We start from the raw sequence: 24162 nt of genomic DNA on the forward strand, positions 1-24162 counted from the left end.
TTTGGCACCTCAGTCCGGGATCCAGCTCCCGTGAAAGCCGTGCGGCACGCGCCGCGGCAGTCGTACCCGGGCGACTGGTGGGGCGTCGAAGTCCGACGCGTTGAGGATCACCAGGTCGCTGGACTCGCGGACCGGACTGTAGACGTAACTCAGATACCAGCCGGCCGATTCGTCCCGCTGGCCCGGCGCCGGTGCGAACACCGCCTCATCAGGCGCGCCCGCCATGCCGTTGACGCCGAATCGGTGCACCTCGGCGCTGTCGTGAACCAGGTCGTAGCGGACCAGGCCCTGCGTGCTGACCGCGACGGCGTAGCGAGCGTCGGCACCGACGCGGCGGTCGTCCACGCGGGGGAACTCGATGTCGCGGTCGTCGAGCTGGGTCTGGGCCACCGCGCCGGTGGCCAGGTCGATCGTCCAGCGCCACAGCGCGGCGGTGGTCTCGAAGTCGCTACTGCCGCGCCACAGTTCGGGGTAGCGGACCACATGCAGCACTATCTCGTTGCCGCGGTGCGATTCCACGTCGAATGCGTTGGCGATGTGGAAGACGTAGCACGGGTCGATGTCGAACCAGCGGACCGGACCGAAGGGGTCGTCGCGGCGCAACACGCCGATGCGGGCGCCGTAGGTGTCGTCCCAGCGGTACGGCAGGTCACGCTCGATGGGCCCGGTGAGCGCGACCCGCGGATTGAACACCAACGGCAGGTCCAGGAACACCACATGCTGCGCGGTCAGCGCGAAGTCATGCATCAGCGTCAGTCCGGGGACCTCGATCGGACGGCGAACCCTCACGGTGCCGTCAGCACCGGCCCGGTAGTAGTTGATGTGCGGCCGGGTCAGATCGCCGTAGCCGAAGAAGTGCAGTTCGCCGGTGGCGGGACAGACTTTGGGGTGCGGGGCCATCGAATCGACCAGTTGGCCGCCGAAGTCGTAGGCACCCACCGTGTCCAAGTCGTGGGTGATCTCGTAGGGCAACGCGGTGTCCATCAGGGCCAGGGTCTTGCCGGCGTGCTGGATCACGTGCGTGTTGGCCGCGCTGGCCCGCAGATTGCGGCTGCCGTCGTCGTTGAGCGGCGGGACCCGACGTTCGAAGCTGTCGGTGCGCACCCAACGGTTGCGGTACCAGGCAGCCCGGCCGTTCTCCAGCCGAACCCCGTGCACCATGCCGTCCCCGGTGCACCAGTGCCCGCCCGCGTCGCGCGGGTTGGGGCCGTTACGCAGATACCAGCCGTTCAGTTCGGCCGGGATACTTCCCTCGACCGTCAGGTCGAAGGCGGTGAGCTCGTCGGGGACCGGGCCGTAGTTGCCGGGCCGGAAGACCGGAAACACCGTTTCCGGCGGCTGCAGCACCGCCACCGGGGCGGCGGAATCCCGCTGATCCGTGAGCCCGTGGACGCTGTGGGCTACTCGGGTGCGTGCGGTCGGGAAATGTGCGCTGCGCTCGCCGTCGACGGCGGGGGTGAAGTCCTCACGGTCCAGCAGGGACAGCACCGCGGGCATCTCGGCGAGTGTGTGGACGGCTTCCTGGCACAACGCGCATTGCGCCAGGTGTGTCTCGAATTCGCGACGGTCGGCCACCGACAGGGATCCCAGCACGTAGGCGGCATCCCACTTGCTGTACTCGTGGTGCGACGTGGTCATAGCACCGTTCCCATGTCTCGCAGTGTCTGTTGCAGGGTCCGCAGGGCGTAGTGCAGCTGGGCTTTCACGGTGTTTTCGGCGATCTGCAGATCTGCCGCGATCTGTGCGGTGCTCCAGCCGTCGGAGACGGCACGCCGCAGCAGGGCCCGGTGATCGGTGGAGAGCCGCGCCAGCGCGGTGGCGACCCGGGCGCGGGTGGGCGCGACACCGGGGGGTGTGGTGGGTGAGGCGCTGCTCAGGCGGCCGTGATCGTCAGTGGTCATGACACTGCGGATCCGGTCCCGGGTGCCTGGCGGCACCTGATTGCCCGGCCGCGGCTTCCCGCGGGTGGTGTCGATCTTCCGCTGGTTTTCTTCTCTGCATGCACCAGCCTCCCGGAGGTGACACGAGGCAGCGTCGCGTCCGGTTCACCATCCGATCGGATGTCCGCCGCTGCGGCCGTGTTCTCCAGTGTGGCGCGCGCGGGCCGGCGGGGGTAGGGACCGGCGACCATTAGCGGGTGCCGGAAACTCGAGCCCGGTTCGCTACGCCGACGTGGTGACCAGCGTCAGCTGCCAGGCATCCAGCCACGGCTTGATCAGCTGCGCGACCGACGATTCGTTCGGCGCTTCGCAGGCCGCCTCGGGATCCTCGCCGTCGGACACCACGGTCAGGATGCCGACCGCTTCGGCGGTGCCGTCGGGCCGCATCCGAAACGCGGGGCCACCGGCATCGCCGCAGGTGCCGGACGCGGTGAACCGGACCTTGTCCTTCTCCGCCGCGGCCACCGGTCCGCACAGCGGCTCGTCGCTACGGCTTCCCAGATGGCACAGGGTGTCGCCGACCTCGACACGTTCGGCCAGGCCGGTCACCGGAAGGCCGTCGATCTCCGAGGTCAGCGGAATTTTGCCCGGGTCGTTGAGGGTGATCAGGCCGATGTTGTTGCCGGTCCTGGCGTCGTAGACGCTTTCGGCGAAGGTGCCGACGGTGGGGTACAGGGCGCCGTGGTGGATGGACACCGCGCCGCGCCCACCGGGCGTGTTGCAGTGCCCCGCCGACAGCAGCCCCGGCTGGCCGGTCTTGGTCTGCACCAGGAAGCCCGCGGTGCAGCTGGTGGCCTCCGAGCTGCCGTCGGCGGTGACATTGATTCCGACACCGGGGCCGATGGCCTCCGCGGCAGGAAGCGGGATGAGCTGGCGCACCGGTTGGGCGCGGGTAGACCAGACGATGCCCGCTAGGACGGCGACGGCGAGGGCCGCGAAGCCCAGGCGAGTGAGGAGGGTTTTGGGTGGGAGTCGTCGAAAGGCAGCCACTTAGGCGAGGGTACCGAGAGTGGGGCGGGTGTGGGGGTGGGGAGATTTCGCGGAGGGTGAACAGGGGGGTGATTGGATCCCGCCTCGCAGGTACTCGACATTCGGTACGAGGACACCGCGCCGAATGTCGAGCTGGGTGCCGGCGCCTAACGCTAGGCGGAGGTGGGCGCTACCAGCTTCTTGGGCAGCTCCGGTGCAACGACCGTCGGCTCGTCAACCTGCGCCACGGCCCATCGCTGGCCGCTCAGGATGCAGCACGGTCGTGTGTCGGCCTCGGACACCGGCGTCACGCGCACAGCGATCCACTCACCCTTAACGGGGACAGGAAGCTGCAGCGCGGTGGCGATGGCGGGGTGCGAATCTTGGTGGCCGAGTATCAGGATGCCTCCCGATCGAAGGTGCAGGCGGGCGTCACGAACGCGCTTCGGCGCGTCGTCCTGCTGTCCGACGGTGAGGACGGTCTGGCGGCCAACTATCTGTCCCTGGACTTCGCGGAACAGCTGGTCCACCCTTTTCTGCCCAGAATTCGGAAACGAGAAAATGCGTTCGCGTCTGTCCGGGTTCAGGTGCAGCAGCAGATTTCGCGGCAGGTCGGCCTGGAGGCCGCCCCAAAGCCAGTAGACGCCTGCCGCCGACGATTCCGCGAGGCGCCGCTTGTTGTCTCTGTTATATGCGCGGACGGTGTCGCCGTTGTCGTCCAGCTTCCATCGCAAAGACTCGTCGCTGACGGTGGTCAGCCCTGCCGCCCAGCGGCTCGTGGTGTCGTCGAACCAGGTGAGAAGTGCGGGGTGGTCAGCCCTGCCCTGGCGGTCGCCGTGGTCGGCGCAGAGGTACATCTCCATCGGGATCTCCCAGCCCCCGAGATCCTTGGAGAACTTACAGTCGATGTCTCGGCCGGCTATCTGCCAGTCCAGATGGTCTCCGTTGCAAAACTCGAACTCCTTGGTCAGATTCACCTCAACGGCGGTGCCCAAGTATGTCTTCTCGGTCTTCGTCAGGTGCTGGTAGGCCCAGCGGCCGGTGCGCTGGCCATCGAGCAGCTCGTCGAGGGAATCGCGCAGGGCCCATCGGAAGCGTTCGCGAGCGTCCGGTGCGTCATCGAACCAGTCCACAATTGGCTGCAACGAAGGGGGTATGTATTGCTCCAAGCCGCTCTTCAGAGTCCATGCTCGAGGCATCCTGCCCATCGGTCCGGTGGGCGCAGGGTGTGTACGGAAGACGTTGCGGCGCCGTCGAAGGGCCTGTGCACGGGAATCCTGCACGGCCGTCGCAGGACGGTCGTCAAACAGTGAATGGGTTCCGGCGGTCACAGATAGGGCCGCAGGTGCCTCGCGATGGCCTGGGCGAGACCGACGGGGACCGCGTTGCCGATTTGGCGGGCGATCTCGATCTTCGTCCCACACCACAGGAAGTCCTCTGGGAATCCCTGCAGTCGAGCGGCTTCGAGGTGGGTGATCGGCCGGTTCACCCGGTTACGCCCCCGAGCGTCCCACTGTGGGTGCAGGTAGGCGCCTTTCTCGGGCTTATAGAATTCGGTGCGGATCGTGTGCGAGGGGAAATTCCACTGCATTCGACCCATGACGTCGGTGGTGCCAGTCGGTTTCTCACGCCAGCAGCGTGGGAGTAGATGCTCCGGGACGTCGAACCGTCCGCCGCCGGGCGGGACATGGTCGTAGCGTTGCAGGGAAAGCGCTGTGGGGTTGCGACCGATATGTAGGTCCAGCCCCTTGAAGACTCCCGGGACCGTCTCGCCGAAGAAACTGGTGGTGCTTGCGGGGAGGCTGGTGGTTGAGGGACGGGCAGGTAATCCCTTGATTCGTGTCTTGGTGCCGGTCCATGGAAGGAGTGCCGAGCCCGCAGCGGGGTTTCGGGCGTGTGTCTGCTCGGGCAGCTCAATCCGGCCGACGCGGGAGCCGATGACGATGGTTCGGATACGTCGTTGGGCGACGCCGAAGTCGGCGGCATTGAGGTGGCCGTAGCTGAGGGTGTAGCCCTTGAGGGATCCGTTCTCAGTTTCGGCGAGGAGGAGCTGGAACTCCGGCGACTTCATGAACCGGTCGACGTTCTCGATGACGAAGACCTTGGGTTTGGCGGCGCTGACCACGCGCAGGTACTCGCGCCAGAGTTGGTTGCGCGGGTCGTTGATGTCTTTCGATCCCAGGTTGGAGAATCCCTGGCAGGGTGGTCCGCCGATCACGACGTCGGCGGTGGGTATCGCATTCTTTTTGACCGACTTGATGTCGCCCCAGACCGTGTGGTCTTCGCCGAAGTTCGCGGCGTAGGTGGCGGCGGCGTACAGGTCATACTCGACCGACAGCACAGGGGCGTACCCTTCGGCCGCGAAGCCGGCCGTCATGCCTCCGCAACCTGCGAAAAGGTCGATCATGTCCACCACGAGGCGATGTTATCGACCGGTACCGACAGTGGCCGGTACCGACTCACCCAATACGGCTGCCACCTCCGGTTATGGGGCGTAGGGCCCGTCATCCGGTCACACTGGAACCCGTGACGGAGTCGTGGGCATCGAGCGAGCACGCCCGGCTCACGATGCGTGCCAATCGCAGCAGGGACACCAAGCCTGAGCTCGCGGTGCGTCGGTTGGTGCACGCAATGGGCCTGCGGTATCGCGTCGACTTCCCGCCGCTCCCCTCAAACCGCCGAATGCGCGCCGACCTGGTGTTCACCCGCGCCCGGGTCGCGGTCTTCATCGACGGCTGCTTCTGGCATGGCTGCCCTGATCACCACACAGTGGCCCGCACCAATGCGGAGTTCTGGGCGACGAAGGTGTTGGGCAACCGCACCCGTGATGAACGGACGAATGCTGTGCTGACCGACGCGGGGTGGACCGTCCTGCGCTTTTGGGAACACGAGGACCCGAGTACCGCCGCGCAGGCGATAAGGGAGGTGGTCGAATCGACCAGGTTGGGTTAGGTCGGACCTCAGACCGGTGATGCGTCGGACCGTGTCAGTGGCCCGCCATGCGACGGGCGAACGATCGAAGTTAGCGAATGAACCCTCGCACTCCGGACAAACACTTGCGTTGAGAAACTGACGCCGTCGGCCAGTACGGGTTTCTGACGAGTCGACTACTGAACGGTTCCCACGTCAGTCCTTGGCTCGTGCCACCCGGAGTAGTTCTGTGACGGACGTTTCGAGCACACGGTCAGACCATGCGACGAGGTCGCTCTCTGACATGAGTGAGTCATCGATGAAATACATCTCACGAAGCAGCCTCTGGGTGGCGTCACGCAAAAGGTCGCGCCTCGAGATCCCACTCCCATCCGCGCATTTGAGGAAGCGCTGCGCAAACGTCGAGACAAGGAGCGGGTTGGCGCCGATGGTGTCTGCGCGCTCGGTCAGTTGGTTGAACTCCCCCTCCTGAATTCGCTCGGCCAGCTCGGGTGCGGCCTCCAGCTGTACAGCCCGCCACCACTGGCGTCCCCAGGTGTGACGGGTCAAATCGGAACCGATCCAACGCTGGAGATTCCAACGCCCGGACTGTCGACGCCACTTCCAGCGCCAATGTGTGATGTCAGGCAGCAGCGCTATGGCACACCATGACCACAAGTCACGAGAGCCGGCTTCTGACCAATTCATCGGCATCATGGCCGCAAACGCGGCGAACACTTCAGCATCGAACCTACGGCGCGCCTCGTCGCCTGCGTCCCCGTCCTGGTCGTAGCCGTATCGAATGTTGAAGCCGTACTGCGTGGCGATCTCGACGATCCCACCTCTCAACGCTTCGATCTCCGCCCGACCGGCGCGCCGGCCAACGCTGCTGAAGGAGAAGTGTTCGGTCGTGAGATCTATCTCCGGTCCCGATGTCTCGCCGAGAACTGCAAGCCGCTTCTCGGCCATCGATCGATCCATCCGCGGCCAGAGTAGAGGTTCGTCTGGCATTAAAATATCCTCCCGGCCGCTATTCGGCGAGCCATCGCCTGGAACCGTGACTGCCGCCAGCCAATCTGCGACGGGTCATACATGTCACCAAGATCGAGATTCCCGGTTTGCTCGATCAGCCCGCACAGCACTTGGCCGACGCTGCCGTCGCCGTGTTCCTCGGGACCGAGCTCCCCGTTGTTTTTCAACGCATAGGCGAGTTCGAGAACGACCTGCATGACACCGGAACTGAGCTCATCGATCAACGCTTGCTGCTCGCGAGTCGGATTATCGGCCTCTATGGCTTTGATCAAGGCCTTGTCGCGCTCGTTGATGAAGACCTGAAACTCGGCACTGAAATTTGCGCCGAGATCGGTTGAAGTCTCGACAAACCAGGAGGACCGATCATCATATGTCCGGGTCCTGAAGTCGACGACGGCCATGGGGAACATCGATCCTTCGCCTTCGAGCGTGACCGAAACCCTGTCTCGAACAAGAACAGCGCCGCGAATGTGGGGTGCGCCGGCCAGGGGCGCTTCGACGTCTTCGTGGAGGGTGATGGCAGTCGTGATCTGGATAGTTCCGCCGATCTCGCTGCCTGGGAGCGTCACTTGGATGTCATTCCTCGATCTGTCGAGGCGTCGGGTGAACAGATGGCGCTGGATCTTCGATGCGTCGCTTCGCCAACTGACTACCAAGGCCAATGGGATGCTGGCTGGAAGCCGGCACTGGTCCCTCAACGCTGCCAGGTCGACGACTACACCGCGTGACAAAGCAATATCGGTTCCAGTGACCCAACCGTCTACCGGCGAGATCAGCGGAACCGACCCGCCCCGATCGAGATGCATCCACGGATGCATCTCCACTACCTCGTCGGCCGGAGTCAGATATGGCGGCGTGAATTCATTGGCCACCCGTTACCCCCTGGCTCACGGAGATTCGTACTGAGACATCGTCGAGAGCTCTGGCCCGTGCAGTCCACCGCCCCTTGCGGATATCGCCTCCAGCAAGCTCGCCGCCGAGGACTCGATCCGATGGATCTCCTTCGAAATACCAACAGAGGACTTCGGTTCGTGCACTGCCGGCTGGGGCGTCGTCCGGATTCTCGCTGCGGCCGCCTGCCAACACCACCGACGCTGACGCACTGATGGTCGCGCCTTCCGGGACCGTGTTTGGCACCTCCACCACGTACTCGACGTATGAGGTGTCGCCGTCCACGACGAGGTGTGAGGCGCGTAGGGTCTTGACCCTTGTCGACGGCCCTGTGCCGGAACTGCCATTACTACGTCCAGGCGGGCGCTTCCCGGAGCCCACCGGCCTGGTTCCAGTTGCTCCTTGGACCAGAGCCCCGAGCGAACTGGACAGTCTTCCGAGACCTTGGACCGCCTTCGACCGTGCGCCCGTACGGGTTTCGACCTGCTTGCGACACTCGTCACTCAGGAATCGCTTGGATCCCTGCACAATCCCCTTGGCCGCTCCGGCCAGGGTTCCCACCTCCCACGTGTCGTGGGTGGGGGGTTCTGCTTGTGCGAAGAGCTCGTCCACGGCTGGTGATACAACAAAGGAGCCGACATAACCGATATCTGTGGTCGGCATCGGTTCACCTTCGAAGTAGTCCACGACCAATTCGGTCTGTCGCATGCGAGCGATGTGGCGGTACGGACGCTGCATTGGTGCGATCTGCTCGATGCTGCGCCATGCCTTGCTTGGGCCGCTGAGCAGACCGGGCATGGTGAATTCGATTGAGACATGCCCCAGTCGGCCGTATTGCCTGGTGTGTGTCGTCATCATGAAGTCGTTACCGCGGCGTGAGTGGACGTTGTCCAATGACTTCGCAAAATCGGACAATACCGGTAACGCCTCAAGGGGTGGAAGTTCCAATTCGTCGCCGTCTATGTACAGCGAGAAGTGGATATCCTGCCGTCGGATTTGCGATCCCATCTTGGGCCACAAGTACCAATACAGGTATGCGCGCAACCGCTCCCCGAGCAACCCCGGATCTGAATTTATATCGTCGAGCTCGAGATTCGGCAGAATCACCACCACGTCCGTGCCTGTTCGGCCATCTGCGAAGCCCGGGAGGCCTAGATCGGACGCGACCGCTTCCGCTACAGCGCCAATTAGTGGATCTGGAACGTCGTCGTTGATCTCGCCCCACCAATGGCGTCCGGTCAACCGTCTGTCGCTGGGGGTGGTTTCAACACCTCCTAATGCTGCACCCATGAGGCGACGCGACCGGGCGTTCCCTTCGGTATTGAGGGTGTCGACCAATATCGCACTGGCTTCACTGATTCGATAGAAGATTCCTTTGCCGAAGCCGTACGTGCCTCCTCCGAGGTGCTTGTCTCGAGGTTCGCCGACGTTCCTGATGAACTGAACAAAATCCGCGCTGACGCCGGCGGCTGCCGGCTCGTCGGACCGTATCGGCCCGCCGAGGCCGTTGGTACCCCGGTCGGAGACTGTGAGAATCCACGAGTTGGAATGCAGTTTGTTGAGAAGGCCGCGGCCCTTTCCCGACTCGCTAGATGTCCCCAGAATCTCTCGCCAGGTGGGAGCGCCGGCTCCAAGCCGTCGCAACTCGATGCGTACGTCGACAGGGCCCTCTCGATCGTCCCGTCGAGCATCCCAGCTGTTCTGTACGGCTTCGCGAACCAACACCGCGTATTCGGGCAGCCCGGGACGCCCGAGCTGTCGCTTGATTCCTTCTGCGGTCTGGCCGCCTTCAGGCGGGAAAGGCTGTGACCACCAACGTATATCGCTCATGATTTCCTTTTCTGGAGCGTATCGACCGACCCAGGAGTCAGCCGATCGCGAACGGCTGCAAGTTGTATGTCGTAGCTGAGGCCACTGACTACGTCCGCTAACACGGGTCCGAGAGTGTCTCGGGTGATCCGCGGAAAGTCGTTGTCTACCTTGCCGATCAAGCTCTCCGTGACTTCGAATCGCGTGACGTCTTCCATAGACTCATATACACCAATTCTGGCGGCTCGTTGTCGCACGACAGCGGGATCATCGCATTCGGTGAGGATCTCACCGAGCAGTTCGGGCACTGTTCGCCCGTTGGGCTCCTCGACGACCCGGCGGATGATGAGGTAGAGAGGCTTACCGTCCGCCGAAACGAGCTGCTCCAGTCCGTGAACAGTTATGGTTTCCGAGTTGTCACCTACGGACTTGACTTCGATACTCGCATCCGCAAGCTCGAAGTCATGTGGTTTCCGCTCAGGGCCGGTCCACGACGCCGCATGAAAATCCGAGAATCCGACAACGAGATCTTGAAGTACAGATAACTCCCCGAAAGCTGCCAATTTCTCCTGGTGTGTGAGCGGCCGTACGTCCGCCAGCGTTGCAAACAGCCGTCGCCATGCTGCGAGCGTCGCCGCTGCCGCACCGATTGGGTGACTGGCGTTTTCGACTGCCGCTATGACCTCGCCGACCACCGTGTCGAACTCTAAGTTCAATGCCGGCAGTCGGCAATGGATGTCGAAGTACCTGCCTTCGGCAGCCGTTTCGCCGCCGGTCCCGAAACGGAAGTTCCGGAACGACATGGCCAGCGGGCTGCGGGTATTTTCCGGATGAGGCGTCCCGTCGGCCGGGATCAACAGGTGGTGCTGGCCCAACTCGTCAACTGCCTGAATCAATTTGCGGCTGTGTGCGACGATGGGCAAGGTCATCGATCGCCAGCCGCCGGGGGACGCCACCCCTTCGCTCTCGATCTGAGGCCAATGGTCAAAGACAAGTTTTTGGTAGTCGCTCATCTCCGTGCCCCGTATACCTCGGCGTCAGTATCAACCTCCTCTGGGAATGTCGCGAGATCGACAGCGACATGCGTCATCTGCACGGCGTCGCGTTCGCTGTCCGAGTACGAGGTCTTGGGGAACACAAGGGCCAGTCCGAGTGGGTTTGAGGAGGCATTCATGGGTTCACGCACTCCGGCACTCCTGTCCGAATGTGGTTTGCCGATTCGGTCCAATGGATAGAGGACTAGGAGGCCTTTGCCTCGGAGTTCGGGCGCTTCGATTCGTCGCTCCTTCAACTCCGCCTCTGTCATACTGCGCGCTTCGGTGCTGGACAGTCCGTCGACATCGACGACGAGGTCGACCTTGCTCATAAGGGTCTTGATGTCTGCCACCTCGCCGCTGCCCTTGTACGGCGCACGGATAGACGAGGGGACGGTTAAGCCGGCCAGCTGCACGTCCTCACCACTGCCGCCTATTACTGCGACGTTCCAGCGGACGAGTTTCGGGTCATCCAGCGCGTTCTGATGCTCGATGTACTGGAGTAGCTGCTCAGTACTCATATCGGCTTGGTCCGGAACGATGTCGTATTCCTCGAGAAAACTGCGAACGTCGTTCACTTTCACGTTGCGCAGCACCACACCTCCGTTGGCCAGAGGTTCCGGCTGGCTGTGCCGCATCGCCGCCGCAACGAGCCGCTCGCCAGCGCGCCAGTTGTTCGCCAGCCAGGGTTCGTTCCAGCGTCGGTAGAAACGAGTCTGTAGACGGGCGCCGGAATAGGAGATCCGATTCGGTCTCGCAGCACCCATCTTCGCTGTAACTCGAAGTGCGGGGTGGGTACGAATACGCACGGCGGCTTCCATAGGAGTGATTCCCTGCAATTCGTAGACCGCCATGTCCTGCCGCATCTCATGCTCGACGAGCGCGAGATGTCGGAAGGCTCGGCGCAGATCGTCCGTCATCCAGATTCGCGGCAGATCCTCGTATCCGACTCGGAAGCCGAACCACCGGCCCATCTGCAGCAGGGTGTCGTAAGTGTTCGTCGGACGGAGGAAGACGCTTGAGACCAGGCCCTCGAGCGTGATTCCTCGCGACAGGGTGTTGCCGCCGATTGCGATGACCGTGTACGACTCTTCCTCGTCATATTGGAGCCTGGCCTCGCTCTTGGAATTGTCGATGATGATTCGACAGTCATCGACAACGGCGTGAAGGAACGGTCCGATCTCATCGAACGTCAGCGGCGTCAGGTTGAACTGTTCCGCGGGTACGCGAGAGCTCTCGAAAGTCCATAGGCTGCGCAGCTCATCGAGTACTGCTGGATCGGCCGATATCAGTGAGGCCAGCAGCCGTTTCAGTTCGGCATCTATGACAGGTGCGAACTTTTCGTGAACTGAAGTCTGGAACGAGGTGTGAATCAACATGGATGAATCACCCCTGTCGCCCCGACGCCACCGGGCAGCGGTCGCTAGGACGAACCAGCGGATTGCCGACCGCAGCTCGTGGGTCACCACTGGGTAGAAGTCGTCAAGGTCGGCTCTGCCGCGAGGTCTGAGTAGGAATTCGTCTTCGTCAGGGATGATCCGGATCATGTCCAAGCCCTGTTCATCATCCTGGTCCAGGTCTGGGACGTCCCTTCCGAAGAGTGTCGACGACCCGAAATAGTTCTCAGGCTGCGGAAGTGGGTAGATGAAGTCTCTCGGGTACAGATCGTCTGAATCAGAGGGGTCGATGAAGACATTCGCGAAAGGTGTTGCAGTGTAGCCGATGTACGTACCGCGCGAAAACAGTCCCAGGATCTGTCGAATCAAAGGGTTGATGGTGTTCGTCTCGATCGATGCTTGGTCGGCCTCGTCGTCGATCACGAGCACTTGAGCCGTCTGGAGCACGTCCCTCGCGCTCGGCTTGTTCAGCCACAGGTGCAGCTTTCGGAGAACTGCGGCGTTCTTTTTCACGACCAGCAATGATGTCTGGCCGTGCGCGGAGAGATAGGCGACGGCGTCCTGCTTTCCAGGCTTCTTGGAGTCATCGCCCAGCCGGGTCAGGTCGAAGTCGCCGTCAACGCCGGTGATTGTGAACCACCGTCCTGGAACCTTGGCCGTGAGATTTTTGATCAATCGATCCTGAGTCTGCTTTCGCAGCGAGTTGTGGATGCCGGCCAGCACTATCACCATGCGGTACTTCCGGTCCGCCAACTTTGCTGCCACCGCAGTGAAATTCGTCGTCTTCCCACTCTGGATATGTCCTACAACCAGTCCCCGTGCCGACCGCGGCTCGCCACTGGGATCAGGTGTGAGCCGGACGATCGTGTCCGAGGCCTCATTCAGAGCGTCGATCTGGTTTCCTCTTCCCTTCTCGATCAGCTGTTGGCGGAATGCGCCCCAGCACTGGTCGGTCTCGAGCGCCCCCGGGTACCAGGAGTCCTCATGCTTCGGCTTGATGATCGGTCCGCCCTGCATCACCTTCTGCACCCGCTCTTGGAAGCGCTTGACGAGCAGTGCGGCCTGGGACTCGTCGATCACACCCACACTGAGGAACCGGTCAGCCGCCGCGGAAGCGCCACCATGGCCCATCGCCCAGTCCGCGAACATGTCGTAGAACTGATCGAGATCTACGGCCATTGCGCGCCTCCCTTTTTAACTGCTCGTCAATGGGTCTAGCCCGGTAATCAGCGGAGTCGTCGATCGAAACCCGACGTGAAGCTACCAAATCTGGAGTCCCTCGCCGGGCTATTTCACTCGGAGTCGTACGCCTATAACGCTGTTGGCCTCATTGGCTGGGCAGCGCAATGGCCATTTCCGCGAGAATGGTTCGCAGGAACTGCTGTTCGGTTCGCGCCAGCAGGATCAACACGATCGGTGCAACACCGAACGAATTCCCCCGGCGTTTCCGGACGCGCACGGGTTTGAGAACCGCCATCGCTCCATGCCTCGTCCATCCCCTGCGACCATGTACCGATGACCGCAACACTCGTCGCCAAGGACGTCGCCGGCGGCTTCGCGCACCGCACGCTGTTCGAGGGCGTTGACCTCACCGTGGCACCCGGCGACGTCATCGGTGTCGTGGGTGCCAACGGCGCCGGCAAGAGCACCCTGTTGCGGATCCTCGCCGGCGCCCTGCAGCCGCTCGACGGCTCGGTCAACATCGCCCCGGCCGACGCGTTCGTCGGTTGGCTGCCGCAGGAGCACGAGCGGGTGGAAGGGGAGACCGTCGGCGCCTATATCGCCCGCCGGACCGGCTGCGCACAGGCCGCGCAGGCCATGGACGCCGCGGCCGCGGCCCTGGCAGATCCGGATCGGGCTCCCACGCATACCGATCCGGCCGACGCCTACTCCATTGCGCTGGACCATTGGCTTGTCACCGGCGCGGCGGACCTCGACGACCGGGTGCCGGCGGTGCTCGCCGACCTCGGACTGGCCTCGGAGGCTGTACGGCCCGAGTCGACGCTGATGACCGGGCTGTCGGGTGGGCAGGCCGCCCGGGTGGGCTTGGCTGCGCTGATGCTGTCGCGGTTCGACATCGTCCTGCTCGATGAGCCGACCAACGATCTCGACCTGGACGGGCTGGCCCGGCTGGAGCAGTTCGTCCGTGATCTTCGTGGCGGGGTGGTGCTGGTCAGCCACGATCGGGAGTTCCTGGCCCGCAGCGTCACTCGTGTCCTGGAATTGGATCTGGCTCAGAACACCACAACCGTGTTCGGCGGCGGATACGACAGCTATCTCGAGGAACGGGAGATCAACCGCCGGCACCGGCGTGAACAGTACGAGGAATTCGCCGAGAAGAAGGCCGACCTGGTCGCTCGTGCCCGCACGCAGCGGGAATGGTCGAGCCAGGGCGTCCGCAACGCGATGCGCAAGGCGCCGGACAACGACAAGAATCGGCGCCGCGCCGCTACGGATTCCAGTGAGAAACAGGCGCAGAAGGTGCGTCAGATGGAGAGCCGGATCGCCCGCCTGGAGGAGGTCGTCGAACCCCGCAAGGAATGGACCCTGCAATTCAGCATCGGGGCCGCACCTCGGTCGAGTTCGGTGGTTGCGACACTCGACAGTGCCGTGGTGCGGCAAGGCGATTTCGTCCTCGGCCCCGTGTCGCTACAGGTCAGTGCCGGCGAAAGGATCGGCATCGTGGGCCCCAACGGGGCCGGAAAGTCGACGCTGCTGCGACTGCTGCTTGGCCGTCAGCAGCCCGACGCGGGCCGCGCAAGCCTGGGTGCGAACGTTGCTATCGGTGAAATCGACCAGGCGCGCGCCGACTTCACCGGCCCCACCCGGCTGGTCGATCGCTTCGAGCAGCGGGTGCCGGACTGGTCGACCGCCGACGTGCGAACCCTGCTGGCGAAGTTCGGGCTGACCGCCGACCATGTGGAGCGCGCGGCCGACGACCTTTCGCCCGGGGAGCGCACCCGCGCCGGCCTGGCGTTGCTGCAGGCCCGCGGCACGAACGTGTTGGTCCTCGACGAACCGACCAACCATCTCGATCTGCCTGCCATCGAACAGCTTGAGCAGGCGCTGGAAACCTACGACGGTGCGCTGCTGTTGGTGACCCACGACCGCCGGATGTTGCAGAACGTCCGGTTGGACCGCTCCTGGCTAGTCGAGGGCGGGAGCGTCACCGAGTTGTAGGCGGAAGCGGTCATCCGACTCGGGTGGCTGACCCCTTTTGACCAGCACATACGCGCCGGTGGGCGTGCAGTCCTGCAGCCCCCGCCACGTCCTGACCTGCGGCCGGCAGCGCTCTGCTGCATTCCCCCGACTTTCCCGTAGATGGGACGGGGCTGGCATTTTCCTTAGAGGTATGATGTGGTGTAGACCACGTTAGAAACCTTGATGTGATGTACGCCACAGGAGGCAGGTAATGACCACTTTTTTGACCGGCTTGGGCGTCACGGCAGCCACCGCGACTGTCAGCGCCGGCATGATGGGTCACGCCACCGTGGCGTTGTGTGTTGGCCTGGTGTCGGCGGCCTTCTTCGCCGGCCAAATCTGCTGACACGTCCCCACAGCGGCAGTAGCAGTCAGTAGCGGCCGAGCCCCTCGGCGCCACCGGGCGGCTGCCCCTGAGCACCCCGATCCCAGCAGGCGCAACATCTCCGCAGCGTGGTTACGCAGCTCGCGGGCCGGGACTGCAGCAGCCATGCTCCGAATGTGGCGACTCAACCCCTACCCGGCCCCCGGCACGACCTGCCGGCAGCTGTAGGTCACCGGGTCGCACATCACGGGCAGGGTGGTCCAGCCGCCGTAGGTGCCCGGAACATTCCACGTCGGCAACAGCGGCCCGTCGTAGTACGGGTTGGGCATGTAGCGGCAGGTGTTGACCGCCGCGCAGGGCGGCGGAGCATCCGCCCCGGCGATCGCAGCAACGCCGCTTCCCAGGCAGATTGCGGCTAGGGCGGTGAGTACCAGCAGGTATCGCATGCCCCCACCGGGGCACGCGCTACCGACAACTATCGTCGAGCGATGACTCTCGAGGAGCGGCTGACCGCGCTCGAACAGATCGAGGCGATCAAAGCCCTCAAGCACCGCTATTTCCGGGCCTGCGACGCCAAAGACCCCGAGACCTTCCGGGCCTGCTTCATCGCCCGCGGCGCCGACATTCATTACGGACCTTTGGGCGGATTCGACGACGCCGACCAGATCGCCGCGGTGTTCACCCGGGTCGCGTTGCACAAGGTCGACGGCAAACCGGTGATCCTCGACATGCACCACGGCATGCACCCCGACATCGCCCTCACCGGCCCCGGCACGGCCACCGGACGCTGGACGCTGAAATTCCGCCAGCTCAACCTGATCGAGCGCACCGAACGCCTGCTCACCGGCGAGTACGACGACGACTACGTGATCGAGGACGGGAGCTGGAAAATGGCCCGCAGCCACTTCCGGCAGCTCTGGGCCATCACCCGGCCGCAAGGCGACGATTGGATTCTGGAGCAGGGGGAGATCTGACGATGAGCGCCCGGATCGCCCTGGTCACCGGGGCCAGCCGCAGCGTCGGCAAAGGCGTCGCGTTGGCGCTCGGCTCACACGGCTGGACGGTGTATGTCACCGCGCGCGGCGAGGTCGGCGCCGATGGGCCGCTGGATCAGACCGCCCGGGCGGTCACCGAACGCGGTGGCCGCGGCATCGCCGTGCAGTGTGACCACCGCGACGACGCGCAGATCGCCGCGCTGTTCGCCCGCATCGCCGACGAGTACGACGGCCGGCTGGACCTGCTGGTCAACAACGTGTGGGCCGCGCCGAAGGGCTTCGCCGGGTTCACCGAGAAGTTCTGGCAGCGCCCGCTCTCGGACTGGGACACCCTGATCGGGGTGGGGCTGCGCGCCCACTACGTCGCCTCGGTGCGCGCCGCGCAGCTGATGGTGGCGCGCGGTGCGGGCCTGATCGCCAACATCTCCTCCTTCGGCGCCCGCGGGCACCTGCACTCGGTGCTCTACGGCATGTCCAAGGCCGGACTGGACAAGATGGCCGCCGACATGGCCGTCGAACTGACCGGAACCGGGGTGAGCGCGGTCTCGCTGTGGCCGGGCCTGGTCAAAAACGAAGTCATGCAGGGCTTCATGGACCGCGGACTGGACAACTTCCAGGGCTACCCGCTGGCCAACGCCGAAACCCCGGAGTTCATCGGCCGTGTCATCGCCGCCCTGGCCGACGACCCGGACATCGCGGCTCGCAGCGGACACACCTTGATCACCGCCGAGGCCGCGCTGGACTTTCGTGTCACCGACATCGAGGGCAACCAGCCCGATTCGCACCGCGCCCTGTTCGGCGGCGGGCCGCTCTACTGACCGGCTACCAGTTGCTCGGCGCGTAATCCTTGAGGAAGCACCCGTACAGATCCTCGCCGGCTTCCCCGCGCACGATCGGGTCATAGACCCGGGCGGCGCCGTCGACCAGATCCAGCGGGGCGTGGAATCCCTCCTCAGCCAGACGCAGCTTGGTGGGATGCGGGCGCTCATCGGTGATCCAGCCGGTGTCCACCGCCGTCATCAGGATGCGATCGTTCTCCAGCATTTCGGCGGCACTGGTGCGGGTCAACATGTTCAGCGCGGCCTTGGCCATATTGGTGTGCGGATGGCCCGGACCCTTGTAGCGGCGGCTGAACTGACCCTCCATCGCCGAGACATTCACCACGTACTTACGGCGGGCCTTCGATGCCGCCATGGCCGGGCGAAGCCGGCTCACCAGGATGAACGGTGCCGTTTGATTGCACAGCTGCACTTCGAGCAGCTCCAGGGCGTCGACCTCGTGCACCCGCTGCGTCCAGCTGTTCACCGGGGCGGTGTCGGGCAACAGCCCGCCCGCGTCGATCGCGGTGCCGGCGGCAATTCGCGCCGGGGAGGCGCTGCGGGCAGTCAAGGCCAGCTCAGTCAGCGCGTGCGGCGCCTGATGCTCGGCGAGGCTGCCGGCCAGGGCCGCCGGGTGGGCGTCGCTGACATGGTCGAACGTGATGACGTCAACCAGCTCGTTGGAGGAGGTGCGTTCGGCCTCGATGAGGGCGGCATAGGACCCGGGGGCACGGCGCACCGTCTGCGCCGCGTTGTTGATCAGGATGTCCAACGGGCCCTGGCCGGCCACCGTGTCCGCCAGTGCGACGACCTGGGCCGGGTCGCGCAGGTCGATACCCACCACCTGCAGTCGGTGCAGCCAGTCAGCGCTGTCGGGCATCGCGGCGAAGCGGCGCACCGCGTCGTTGGGGAAACGGGTGGTGATGGTGGTGTGCGCACCGTCGCGCAGCAGCCGCAACGCGATATACATGCCGATCTTGGCGCGCCCGCCGGTGAGCAGGGCGCGCCGGCCGGTCAGGTCGGTGCGGGCATCCCGTTTGGCCCGGCTCATGGCGGCGCAGTCCGGGCAGAGTTGGTGATAGAACGCGTCTACCTGCGTGTAGTGGGTCTTGCAGATGTAGCAGGCCCGCGAGCGCAGCAGCGTGCCCGCCGACGCCCCGACCGCGGCCGACACCAGCGGAATACCCTGCGTCTCGTCGTCGATACGGCCCGGTGCCCCGGTGGCCGTGGCGGCGATGACGGCCTGGTCAGCGGCGGCAACGGCGTCGCGTTTGGCAGTCCGGCGGGCCTTCTTGAGTTGCTTGAACATGCGCGCGGTGGCTCGGCGCACCGCGACGGCGTCGGGGTGCTCGGGCGGCAGCGCGTCGATCTCGGCGAGCACCTGTAGGCAGGCGGCGAGCCTTTCGGGGTCGATCGCGGTCACGCGTGGAAGGGTATCGGGCCGGGCGCTCGATTACCGATTTGCGCAAGATCGCCAATACACTCAGCGACGCAATGACCGACAACGCCCTGGATTCACCGACGGTCGCCGCCGCGCCGCAAACCGGCCGGATCTCGTCTGAAGCGGGTCGCCGGCGAACCTTTGCCGTCATCAGCCACCCCGATGCCGGCAAATCCACCTTGACCGAAGCCCTGGTGCTGCATGCCAAGGCCATCACCGAGGCCGGTGCGGTGCACGGCAAATCCGGTCGTCGTGCCACGGTGTCGGACTGGATGGAGATGGAGAAAGCCCGCGGCATCTCCATCACGTCGACTGCCCTGCAGTTCCCCTACCGCACCCCCAAGGGCCAGGACTGCGTCATCAACCTGCTCGACACCCCTGGCCACGCCGACTTCTCCGAAGACACCTACCGGGTGCTGACCGCCGTCGACTCCGCGGTCATGCTCATCGACGCCGCGAAAGGCCTTGAGCCGCAGACCCTCAAGCTGTTCCAGGTATGCCGCCATCGCCGGATCCCGATCATCACGGTGATCAACAAGTGGGACCGGCCCGGCCGGCACGCCCTGGAACTGATGGACGAGATCGCGACCCGCATCGGACTGCGTCCCACCCCGCTGACCTGGCCGGTCGGCATCGCCGGAGAATTCGACGGGGTGCTCGATCGCCGGTCCGGCAACTTCATCCGGTTCACCCGTACCGCCGGTGGTGCTACCGCGGCACCCGAGGAGCACATCGCCGCGGCCGATGCGCATGCCGCGGCCGGTGATGACTGGGACACCGCGGTCGAAGAGTGCGAGCTGCTCTCAGCCGACGGATCCGACTTCGACCGCGAGGCGTTCCTCGACTGCACGGCGACGCCGGTGCTGTTCACCTCGGCGGCCTTGAACTTCGGCGTGAATCAGCTTCTCGACGTGCTCACCGAGTTGGCGCCGGCGCCCAGCGGGGCGCTCGACGTCGACGGGACCCGCCGGGCCACCGACGCACCGTTCAGCGCCTTCGTGTTCAAGGTGCAGGCGGGAATGGACTCCGCCCATCGCGATCGCATCGCCTTCGCGCGGGTGTACTCGGGAACCTTCGAACGCGGTGACGTGCTCACTCACGCCGCGACCGGCAAGCCCTTTGTCACCAAGTACGCCCAGTCGGTGTTCGGCCAACAGCGCTCCACCTTGGACACCGCCTGGCCCGGTGATGTGATCGGGCTGGCCAACGCTGCGGCCCTGCGCCCCGGCGACACGCTGTATTGCGATGTGCCCGTGCAATACCCGCCGATCCCGAGCTTCTCGCCCGAGCATTTCTCGGTGGCGCGCAACGTCGATCCCAGCAAGCACAAGCAATTCCGCCGCGGCATCGAACAGTTGGACCAGGAGGGCGTCGTGCAGGTGCTGGTCTCCGATCGCCGCGGTGAGCAGGCGCCGGTACTCGCCGCGGTCGGCCCGATGCAGTTCGAGGTGGCCGCGCACCGGATGGCTCGAGAAATGGGGGCCCCGATCACGCTGGAGTCGCTGCCCTATCAGGTGGCGCGGATCGTGGACGCCGACGACGTCGACTTCGTCAACAAGCAATCGCTGGCGGAAGTCTTGACCCGCACTGACGGGGTGCACCTGGTGTTGTTCTCCAACGCTTGGCGCCTGCAGGGTTTCCAGCGCGACAACCCCGACGTGCAGCTGCGGTCCCTGGTGGCCGCGGAGGGATAGGCGAACCCCACGGCCAGCCGTCAGTCACACAGTGCGGCAAGCAGTTCGGGCAGCGGCACGGTGGCGATACCGATGGCGGAGTCGCCGATACCGTACGGCAGCACCAGGGTGTCGGCGTGCACCAGGGCGCCGCAGGAGTAGATCACATTGGGCACATAGCCATCCTGCTCGTCGCCGGCGGGGCTCAGCAGCGGTTCGCGTAGCCGGCCGACCATCCGAGTGGGATCGTCGAGATCGAGCAGAATCGCTCCGATGCGATAGGTGCGCATCGGGCCCACCCCGTGGGTGAGCACCAGCCAGCCGGCTTCGGTCTCGATGGGCGGACCGCAGTTCCCGAGCTGCAACGCCTCCCACGCCTGGGCGGGGCGTTGAACTGGAACCGCGCTCGGCCACACCGACAGGTGATCGGAGTAGGCGATCGCATTCGACTCGCGGTCCGCTCTCGACATCGCCGCGAACCGGCCTCGAATCCGGCGCGGAAACAATGCCAGTCCCTTATTGGCCGCGGCGCTTCCGGCTATCGGCGTGGAGGTAAACGAGCGGAAATCCGTTGTCTCCAAGAGCTGTTGGCTGATATGTGATCCGCTGTAGGCGGTGTAGGTGGCAAGCCACCTGAGGGTGCCGTCGTCGTCGGTGAAGCGGACGAATCGAGCGTCCTCCATCCCGGCCCGCTCAGCATCCATCGATGGACACAGCACCCGCTCGGAAAGCGGTATGGCATCGGGAAACCTGACGGCATAGGTACGTGCGGCGATGGCGCGGATCGCCGAGATCGTCTCTCGGGCGCGTCCACGGGTGCTCAGATGGGTCTCAAGCTCGGCCAGTCGCTGATCGAGCTCCGTTCGGGTGAAGCGGTCGCCGAGCCCGTCGAGGACGTAGCCGGTTGCCTCGCCGGCGTCGTCGAGTCGGGCGAGCTCACTGCGAAAGACGGCTGCGTCCAGCAGGGTCGCGCTGGCTGCTCCGACGGTGGCGAAGGGGCTCAGGTCATCGATGGTGGCGCGCCCGAACGCGTCGACGATGCCGGTTCGGAACCCGATCGAGGAACGATGTCCTTCTCCGATACCCCGTACGCTCATGATGAATCGCAGCCCGCCCGCGCGCGTTCCCGCCTGGTCGGGGTGCGCCACGATGCTGGGATTGCACAACGCCGCACCCTCGATGGCGTATTCGCTGGTGAACGTCGCACCGAGCAACAACATGCGTACCTCGGAGAGTTCCCGCTGGGGATCCAACCGGTCGGCGAGTTCCCGGGCGTGTCGGCCGAAGGTGCCGACCAGATCACGGTGACGGCCGTCGAAGCGTGCCACGACATCGTCTAACGACGAACGCGCCTCGTCCTCGTCCAGCGCCAGAATCCGCCGGAGCACCTGTCCCGCACGGGACTCCTGGTGCTCGAAACCTTCCTGGCCGGGTACGAAGAGTCGGGTGACCACGCGCGACGGATCGGCCGCGAGCCGCTGGGGACTCCGCGTGGCCAACCCGTAAGTCATTGCGGCACAGTCGCGAAATGCTGGGCCTGCTGCAGGGTCGACAGCACAGCCAGGGTCGACTCCGCGCCTTGATTGCGATTCACTCCGTCGGCGTGCAGACCGTCGAATCCGGCGCCCGTCTGCGGATCCCACATCAGCTGTCGCGCGTCGTTGGCGCCCTGGAACCACGCCGCGGCCGCCCGGACTCCGTCCGGCCAGATCTGTCTGGCGTCGACGCCGGCGGCACGTGCGCACGCATCTGCGAGGGTGGCCACCTCGATCGGCTGCTGGTCGAATCCGGGCCGCCGGTCGTCGGGGCCGCGTCCCTCCGCGGGCGTGGGTGACAGGTGCCCGTCCGTCGATTCGTATCCGACCAGCCACTCCAACAGATCCAGGCCGCGCTGCCACAGTGTCGGCGTGTCGAGTGCATCACCCGCAGCGATCATCGCCTCGGCAAGGACCGCGTTCGCGTAGGTCAGTCGCGCCTCAGGCCATAGCCAAGTGGGGTTGCCGGTCGGTTCGGGGACGGTGGCGGCGTAGTCGGAGACGAGCTCGCGGGCCGCGCGATGTCCGGGGTTGACCTTCAGGAGTTCCGCGGCCCCCAATGCGGCGAACGCCATGGCGCGCGGCCACGTCGACCGTCCCTGGGCGGCGCGCTCGAACTGCACGATGGCCGACTGGCGCACCCATCCCACGTCGCTCCTGGCAGCGGCCGTTCCGAGGCCCCAGACGCATCTGCCCCAGCAATCCTCGAAGGTCGGCTCGTCGGCCCAGCCGCCGGTGCTGTCCATCCGATTGCGGCAAGCCCCGGTGAGGGCCTGCGCCTCGTTCAGAAACCGCACCGCGACACTGGCGAGGCGGTGCACGTCCCCATCAGCGCGGGGCTGTCGGCTGCTGACGACGAGCACGCGGCTCATATCGTCGGTGCAGTAGCCGTGTTCGGGCCTCGGCTCGGCGAGGCAGGCATGCTCGAAGGTGCCCCGATGGTCCGTCATGCGCAGCAGATGGTCGAAGATCGGGGCCGGCGTGCCGACGGTCATACCGATGCCGGCCGCTGCGCGAGATGGCGGCGCGCCACGCTCAGATAGGCATTGGCGACGCTCGCCCACGCCATCGACGGGGCCAGCCGGCGGGCCTCGGCGGCCATCGAACCGGCCGCCCGAGGATCGGTCAGCACCCGGCGCAGGGCAGCGGCAAGCGCGTCGGGGTCATCGTGGCCCACGACGATGCCCGCCCCGGTGCCGAGAAGCTCAATGGCGTGCGGGAAGGCGGTGGCGACCACGGGCCGGCCGCACGCAATGGCGTCAACCAGCACACCGGAGGTGACCTGGTCGGCGGAGTCGTAGGGCAGCACGACCGCAGCCGAGGACTGGACCAGTGCCATCAGTGACGAAACGCCCCGGTAATCGGGGTCGAAAGACACCGAGCCGGCCACCCCGCTGCTGCGTGCCTGTTCGGCACGTGCGTCACGGTAGGCCTCGCCGTCGGCGGCCAGAACCTTCGGATGCGTCCGCCCGGCCACCAGGTAGCGCGGCCGCCCGGGGAGATCGTGCAGCGATCCCATCACGTCGATAACCCGCTCGATGCCCTTGCCGGGCCCCAGCAGGCCCCAGGTCAACAGGGTGGGCCTGCCGGAACGCTTCAACGAGACGCGCCCTGGCACCGTCGCGCCGTGCGGGATTGTGGTGACTTTACGGCGATCGATGTCGAAGTCGAGGCACAGGCGCTCACTGGCCACCTCGGACATGACGACCACTTGATCCGCCCGTGCCGCTATCGCTTCGAACACCGAACGCTGGTGTGGCGTAGGGCTTTTGAGGATCGTGTGCGCGACGACGATGGACGGCACGTGCAACCCGTCGATCAGATCCACTACATCTTCCCCGTCGGCGCCGCCATAGACCCCGTACTCGTGCTGGATGATCGCGACATCGTTCTGGTTGAGCAGTTCGGCGCTGGCCGCCACCGATGCCGCCGACCCGTTGACCAGCTCACCGACGACGCGGGAACTACTGGAAGGCGTGCCGTCCGCTATGCGCACGACACTGACCTCAGCGCCATTGGCGGACAGTGCGTCGGACAGTGAGGCGGTAAAGGTCGCCAGCCCGCACGGGGTGGGCGGATAGGTACTGACGATGCCGAAACTCGGCGGACGCGCATAGCGTTGCTCCGTCTTCGGAGCGGTAAAGGGCGGGCAGGCGAACAGAGCATCCATGGTGATCCCGGCAAACGGTCGT

General features: G+C 65.1%; 22 protein-coding genes. 6 read left to right on the top strand and 16 right to left on the bottom strand.

Annotated elements, in window-relative coordinates; all coding sequences use genetic code 11:
- Positions 1-9 precede the first annotated feature (9 nt).
- The 5 genes from G6N14_RS00645 to G6N14_RS00665 all read right to left on the bottom strand — a co-directional run bounded on the left by G6N14_RS00645 (position 10) and on the right by G6N14_RS00665 (position 5316).
- The gene (locus G6N14_RS00645; RefSeq protein ID WP_085136700.1) at positions 10-1638 is read right to left on the bottom strand and encodes a carotenoid oxygenase family protein; all 1629 of its coding nucleotides are present in this window, start codon (positions 1636-1638) and stop codon (positions 10-12) included.
- Positions 1635-1901: a sigma factor-like helix-turn-helix DNA-binding protein gene (locus tag G6N14_RS00650; RefSeq protein ID WP_085136777.1), complete on the bottom strand. Its 267-nt coding sequence runs from the start codon at positions 1899-1901 to the stop codon at positions 1635-1637. Before G6N14_RS00650 ends, G6N14_RS00645 begins: the two co-directional genes overlap by 4 nt.
- 261 nt (positions 1902-2162) lie before the next feature.
- Positions 2163-2930 (bottom strand): chymotrypsin family serine protease, encoded by a 768-nt coding sequence (locus G6N14_RS00655; protein WP_085136701.1) that lies wholly within the window; start codon positions 2928-2930, stop codon positions 2163-2165.
- 152 nt (positions 2931-3082) lie between these two features.
- Positions 3083-4042, bottom strand: a complete 960-nt coding sequence (locus G6N14_RS00660; protein WP_234808989.1) for a NaeI family type II restriction endonuclease — start codon at positions 4040-4042, stop codon at positions 3083-3085.
- Between the two features lie 194 nt (positions 4043-4236).
- On the bottom strand, positions 4237-5316 hold the full coding sequence (locus G6N14_RS00665; RefSeq protein ID WP_085136778.1) for a DNA cytosine methyltransferase: 1080 nt from the start codon (positions 5314-5316) through the stop codon (positions 4237-4239).
- Between the two features lie 119 nt (positions 5317-5435).
- Between G6N14_RS00665 and G6N14_RS00670 the strand changes: the two genes are divergently transcribed.
- A complete protein-coding gene (locus tag G6N14_RS00670) occupies positions 5436-5861 on the top strand; it encodes a very short patch repair endonuclease (protein ID WP_264079963.1) in 426 nt (141 codons plus the stop codon).
- Between the two features lie 174 nt (positions 5862-6035).
- Here G6N14_RS00670 and G6N14_RS00675 read toward each other — a convergent pair whose 3' ends face one another.
- From G6N14_RS00675 to G6N14_RS00700, 6 genes are all read right to left on the bottom strand, one after another.
- The gene (locus tag G6N14_RS00675; protein ID WP_234808990.1) at positions 6036-6800 is read right to left on the bottom strand and encodes a DUF6339 family protein; all 765 of its coding nucleotides are present in this window, start codon (positions 6798-6800) and stop codon (positions 6036-6038) included.
- Between the two features lie 29 nt (positions 6801-6829).
- Positions 6830-7723, bottom strand: coding sequence for a hypothetical protein (locus tag G6N14_RS00680; protein ID WP_085136705.1), 894 nt, complete (start codon positions 7721-7723; stop codon positions 6830-6832).
- A complete protein-coding gene (locus G6N14_RS00685; protein WP_133054943.1) occupies positions 7713-9572 on the bottom strand; it encodes a hypothetical protein in 1860 nt (619 codons plus the stop codon). The genes G6N14_RS00680 and G6N14_RS00685 overlap by 11 nt, the downstream gene beginning before the upstream one ends.
- On the bottom strand, positions 9569-10564 hold the full coding sequence (locus G6N14_RS00690) for a PD-(D/E)XK motif protein (protein ID WP_085136707.1): 996 nt from the start codon (positions 10562-10564) through the stop codon (positions 9569-9571). Before G6N14_RS00690 ends, G6N14_RS00685 begins: the two co-directional genes overlap by 4 nt.
- On the bottom strand, positions 10561-13161 hold the full coding sequence (locus G6N14_RS00695) for a Z1 domain-containing protein (RefSeq protein WP_085136708.1): 2601 nt from the start codon (positions 13159-13161) through the stop codon (positions 10561-10563). The genes G6N14_RS00690 and G6N14_RS00695 overlap by 4 nt, the downstream gene beginning before the upstream one ends.
- A gap of 148 nt (positions 13162-13309) precedes the next feature.
- Positions 13310-13459 (bottom strand): hypothetical protein, encoded by a 150-nt coding sequence (locus G6N14_RS00700; RefSeq protein WP_163786996.1) that lies wholly within the window; start codon positions 13457-13459, stop codon positions 13310-13312.
- 38 nt (positions 13460-13497) lie between these two features.
- On the opposite strand from G6N14_RS00700, the gene G6N14_RS00705 reads away from it, so the two are divergent.
- Positions 13498-15162, top strand: coding sequence for an ABC-F family ATP-binding cassette domain-containing protein (locus tag G6N14_RS00705; protein WP_085136709.1), 1665 nt, complete (start codon positions 13498-13500; stop codon positions 15160-15162).
- Between the two features lie 232 nt (positions 15163-15394).
- Positions 15395-15529: a hypothetical protein gene (locus G6N14_RS21175; RefSeq protein ID WP_264079961.1), complete on the top strand. Its 135-nt coding sequence runs from the start codon at positions 15395-15397 to the stop codon at positions 15527-15529.
- 170 nt (positions 15530-15699) lie between these two features.
- Here the strand turns inward: G6N14_RS21175 and G6N14_RS00710 are convergent, their stop codons facing one another.
- A complete protein-coding gene (locus G6N14_RS00710; RefSeq protein ID WP_085136710.1) occupies positions 15700-15954 on the bottom strand; it encodes a hypothetical protein in 255 nt (84 codons plus the stop codon).
- A 42-nt stretch (positions 15955-15996) separates the two neighbouring features.
- Between G6N14_RS00710 and G6N14_RS00715 the strand changes: the two genes are divergently transcribed.
- Both G6N14_RS00715 and G6N14_RS00720 read left to right on the top strand, forming a co-directional pair.
- Positions 15997-16482, top strand: a complete 486-nt coding sequence (locus G6N14_RS00715; RefSeq protein WP_085136711.1) for a nuclear transport factor 2 family protein — start codon at positions 15997-15999, stop codon at positions 16480-16482.
- A gap of 2 nt (positions 16483-16484) precedes the next feature.
- The gene (locus G6N14_RS00720) at positions 16485-17321 is read left to right on the top strand and encodes an SDR family NAD(P)-dependent oxidoreductase (protein ID WP_085136712.1); all 837 of its coding nucleotides are present in this window, start codon (positions 16485-16487) and stop codon (positions 17319-17321) included.
- 4 nt (positions 17322-17325) lie between these two features.
- Here G6N14_RS00720 and G6N14_RS00725 read toward each other — a convergent pair whose 3' ends face one another.
- Complete coding sequence (locus G6N14_RS00725; protein ID WP_085127883.1) at positions 17326-18744, bottom strand: SDR family oxidoreductase; 1419 nt, start codon at positions 18742-18744, stop codon at positions 17326-17328.
- Between the two features lie 71 nt (positions 18745-18815).
- On the opposite strand from G6N14_RS00725, the gene G6N14_RS00730 reads away from it, so the two are divergent.
- Positions 18816-20456 (top strand): peptide chain release factor 3, encoded by a 1641-nt coding sequence (locus G6N14_RS00730; RefSeq protein WP_085136779.1) that lies wholly within the window; start codon positions 18816-18818, stop codon positions 20454-20456.
- Positions 20457-20476: 20 nt separating this feature from the next.
- Here the strand turns inward: G6N14_RS00730 and G6N14_RS00735 are convergent, their stop codons facing one another.
- Genes G6N14_RS00735 through G6N14_RS00745 form a run of 3 tightly spaced genes read right to left on the bottom strand, consistent with a single transcriptional unit; the run spans position 20477 to position 24140 of the window.
- Positions 20477-21946, bottom strand: a complete 1470-nt coding sequence (locus G6N14_RS00735) for a glycoside hydrolase family 130 protein (RefSeq protein ID WP_085136713.1) — start codon at positions 21944-21946, stop codon at positions 20477-20479.
- The gene (locus G6N14_RS00740) at positions 21943-22965 is read right to left on the bottom strand and encodes a glycosyltransferase (RefSeq protein WP_085136714.1); all 1023 of its coding nucleotides are present in this window, start codon (positions 22963-22965) and stop codon (positions 21943-21945) included. Before G6N14_RS00740 ends, G6N14_RS00735 begins: the two co-directional genes overlap by 4 nt.
- Positions 22962-24140 carry a glycosyltransferase gene (locus tag G6N14_RS00745; RefSeq protein WP_085136715.1) on the bottom strand — a complete coding sequence of 393 codons (1179 nt, stop codon included), beginning with the start codon at positions 24138-24140 and terminating at the stop codon, positions 22962-22964. Before G6N14_RS00745 ends, G6N14_RS00740 begins: the two co-directional genes overlap by 4 nt.
- Positions 24141-24162: the final 22 nt, after the last annotated feature.

It is taken from the genome of Mycolicibacter hiberniae, from assembly GCF_010729485.1.
Classification (GTDB): domain Bacteria; phylum Actinomycetota; class Actinomycetes; order Mycobacteriales; family Mycobacteriaceae; genus Mycobacterium; species Mycobacterium hiberniae.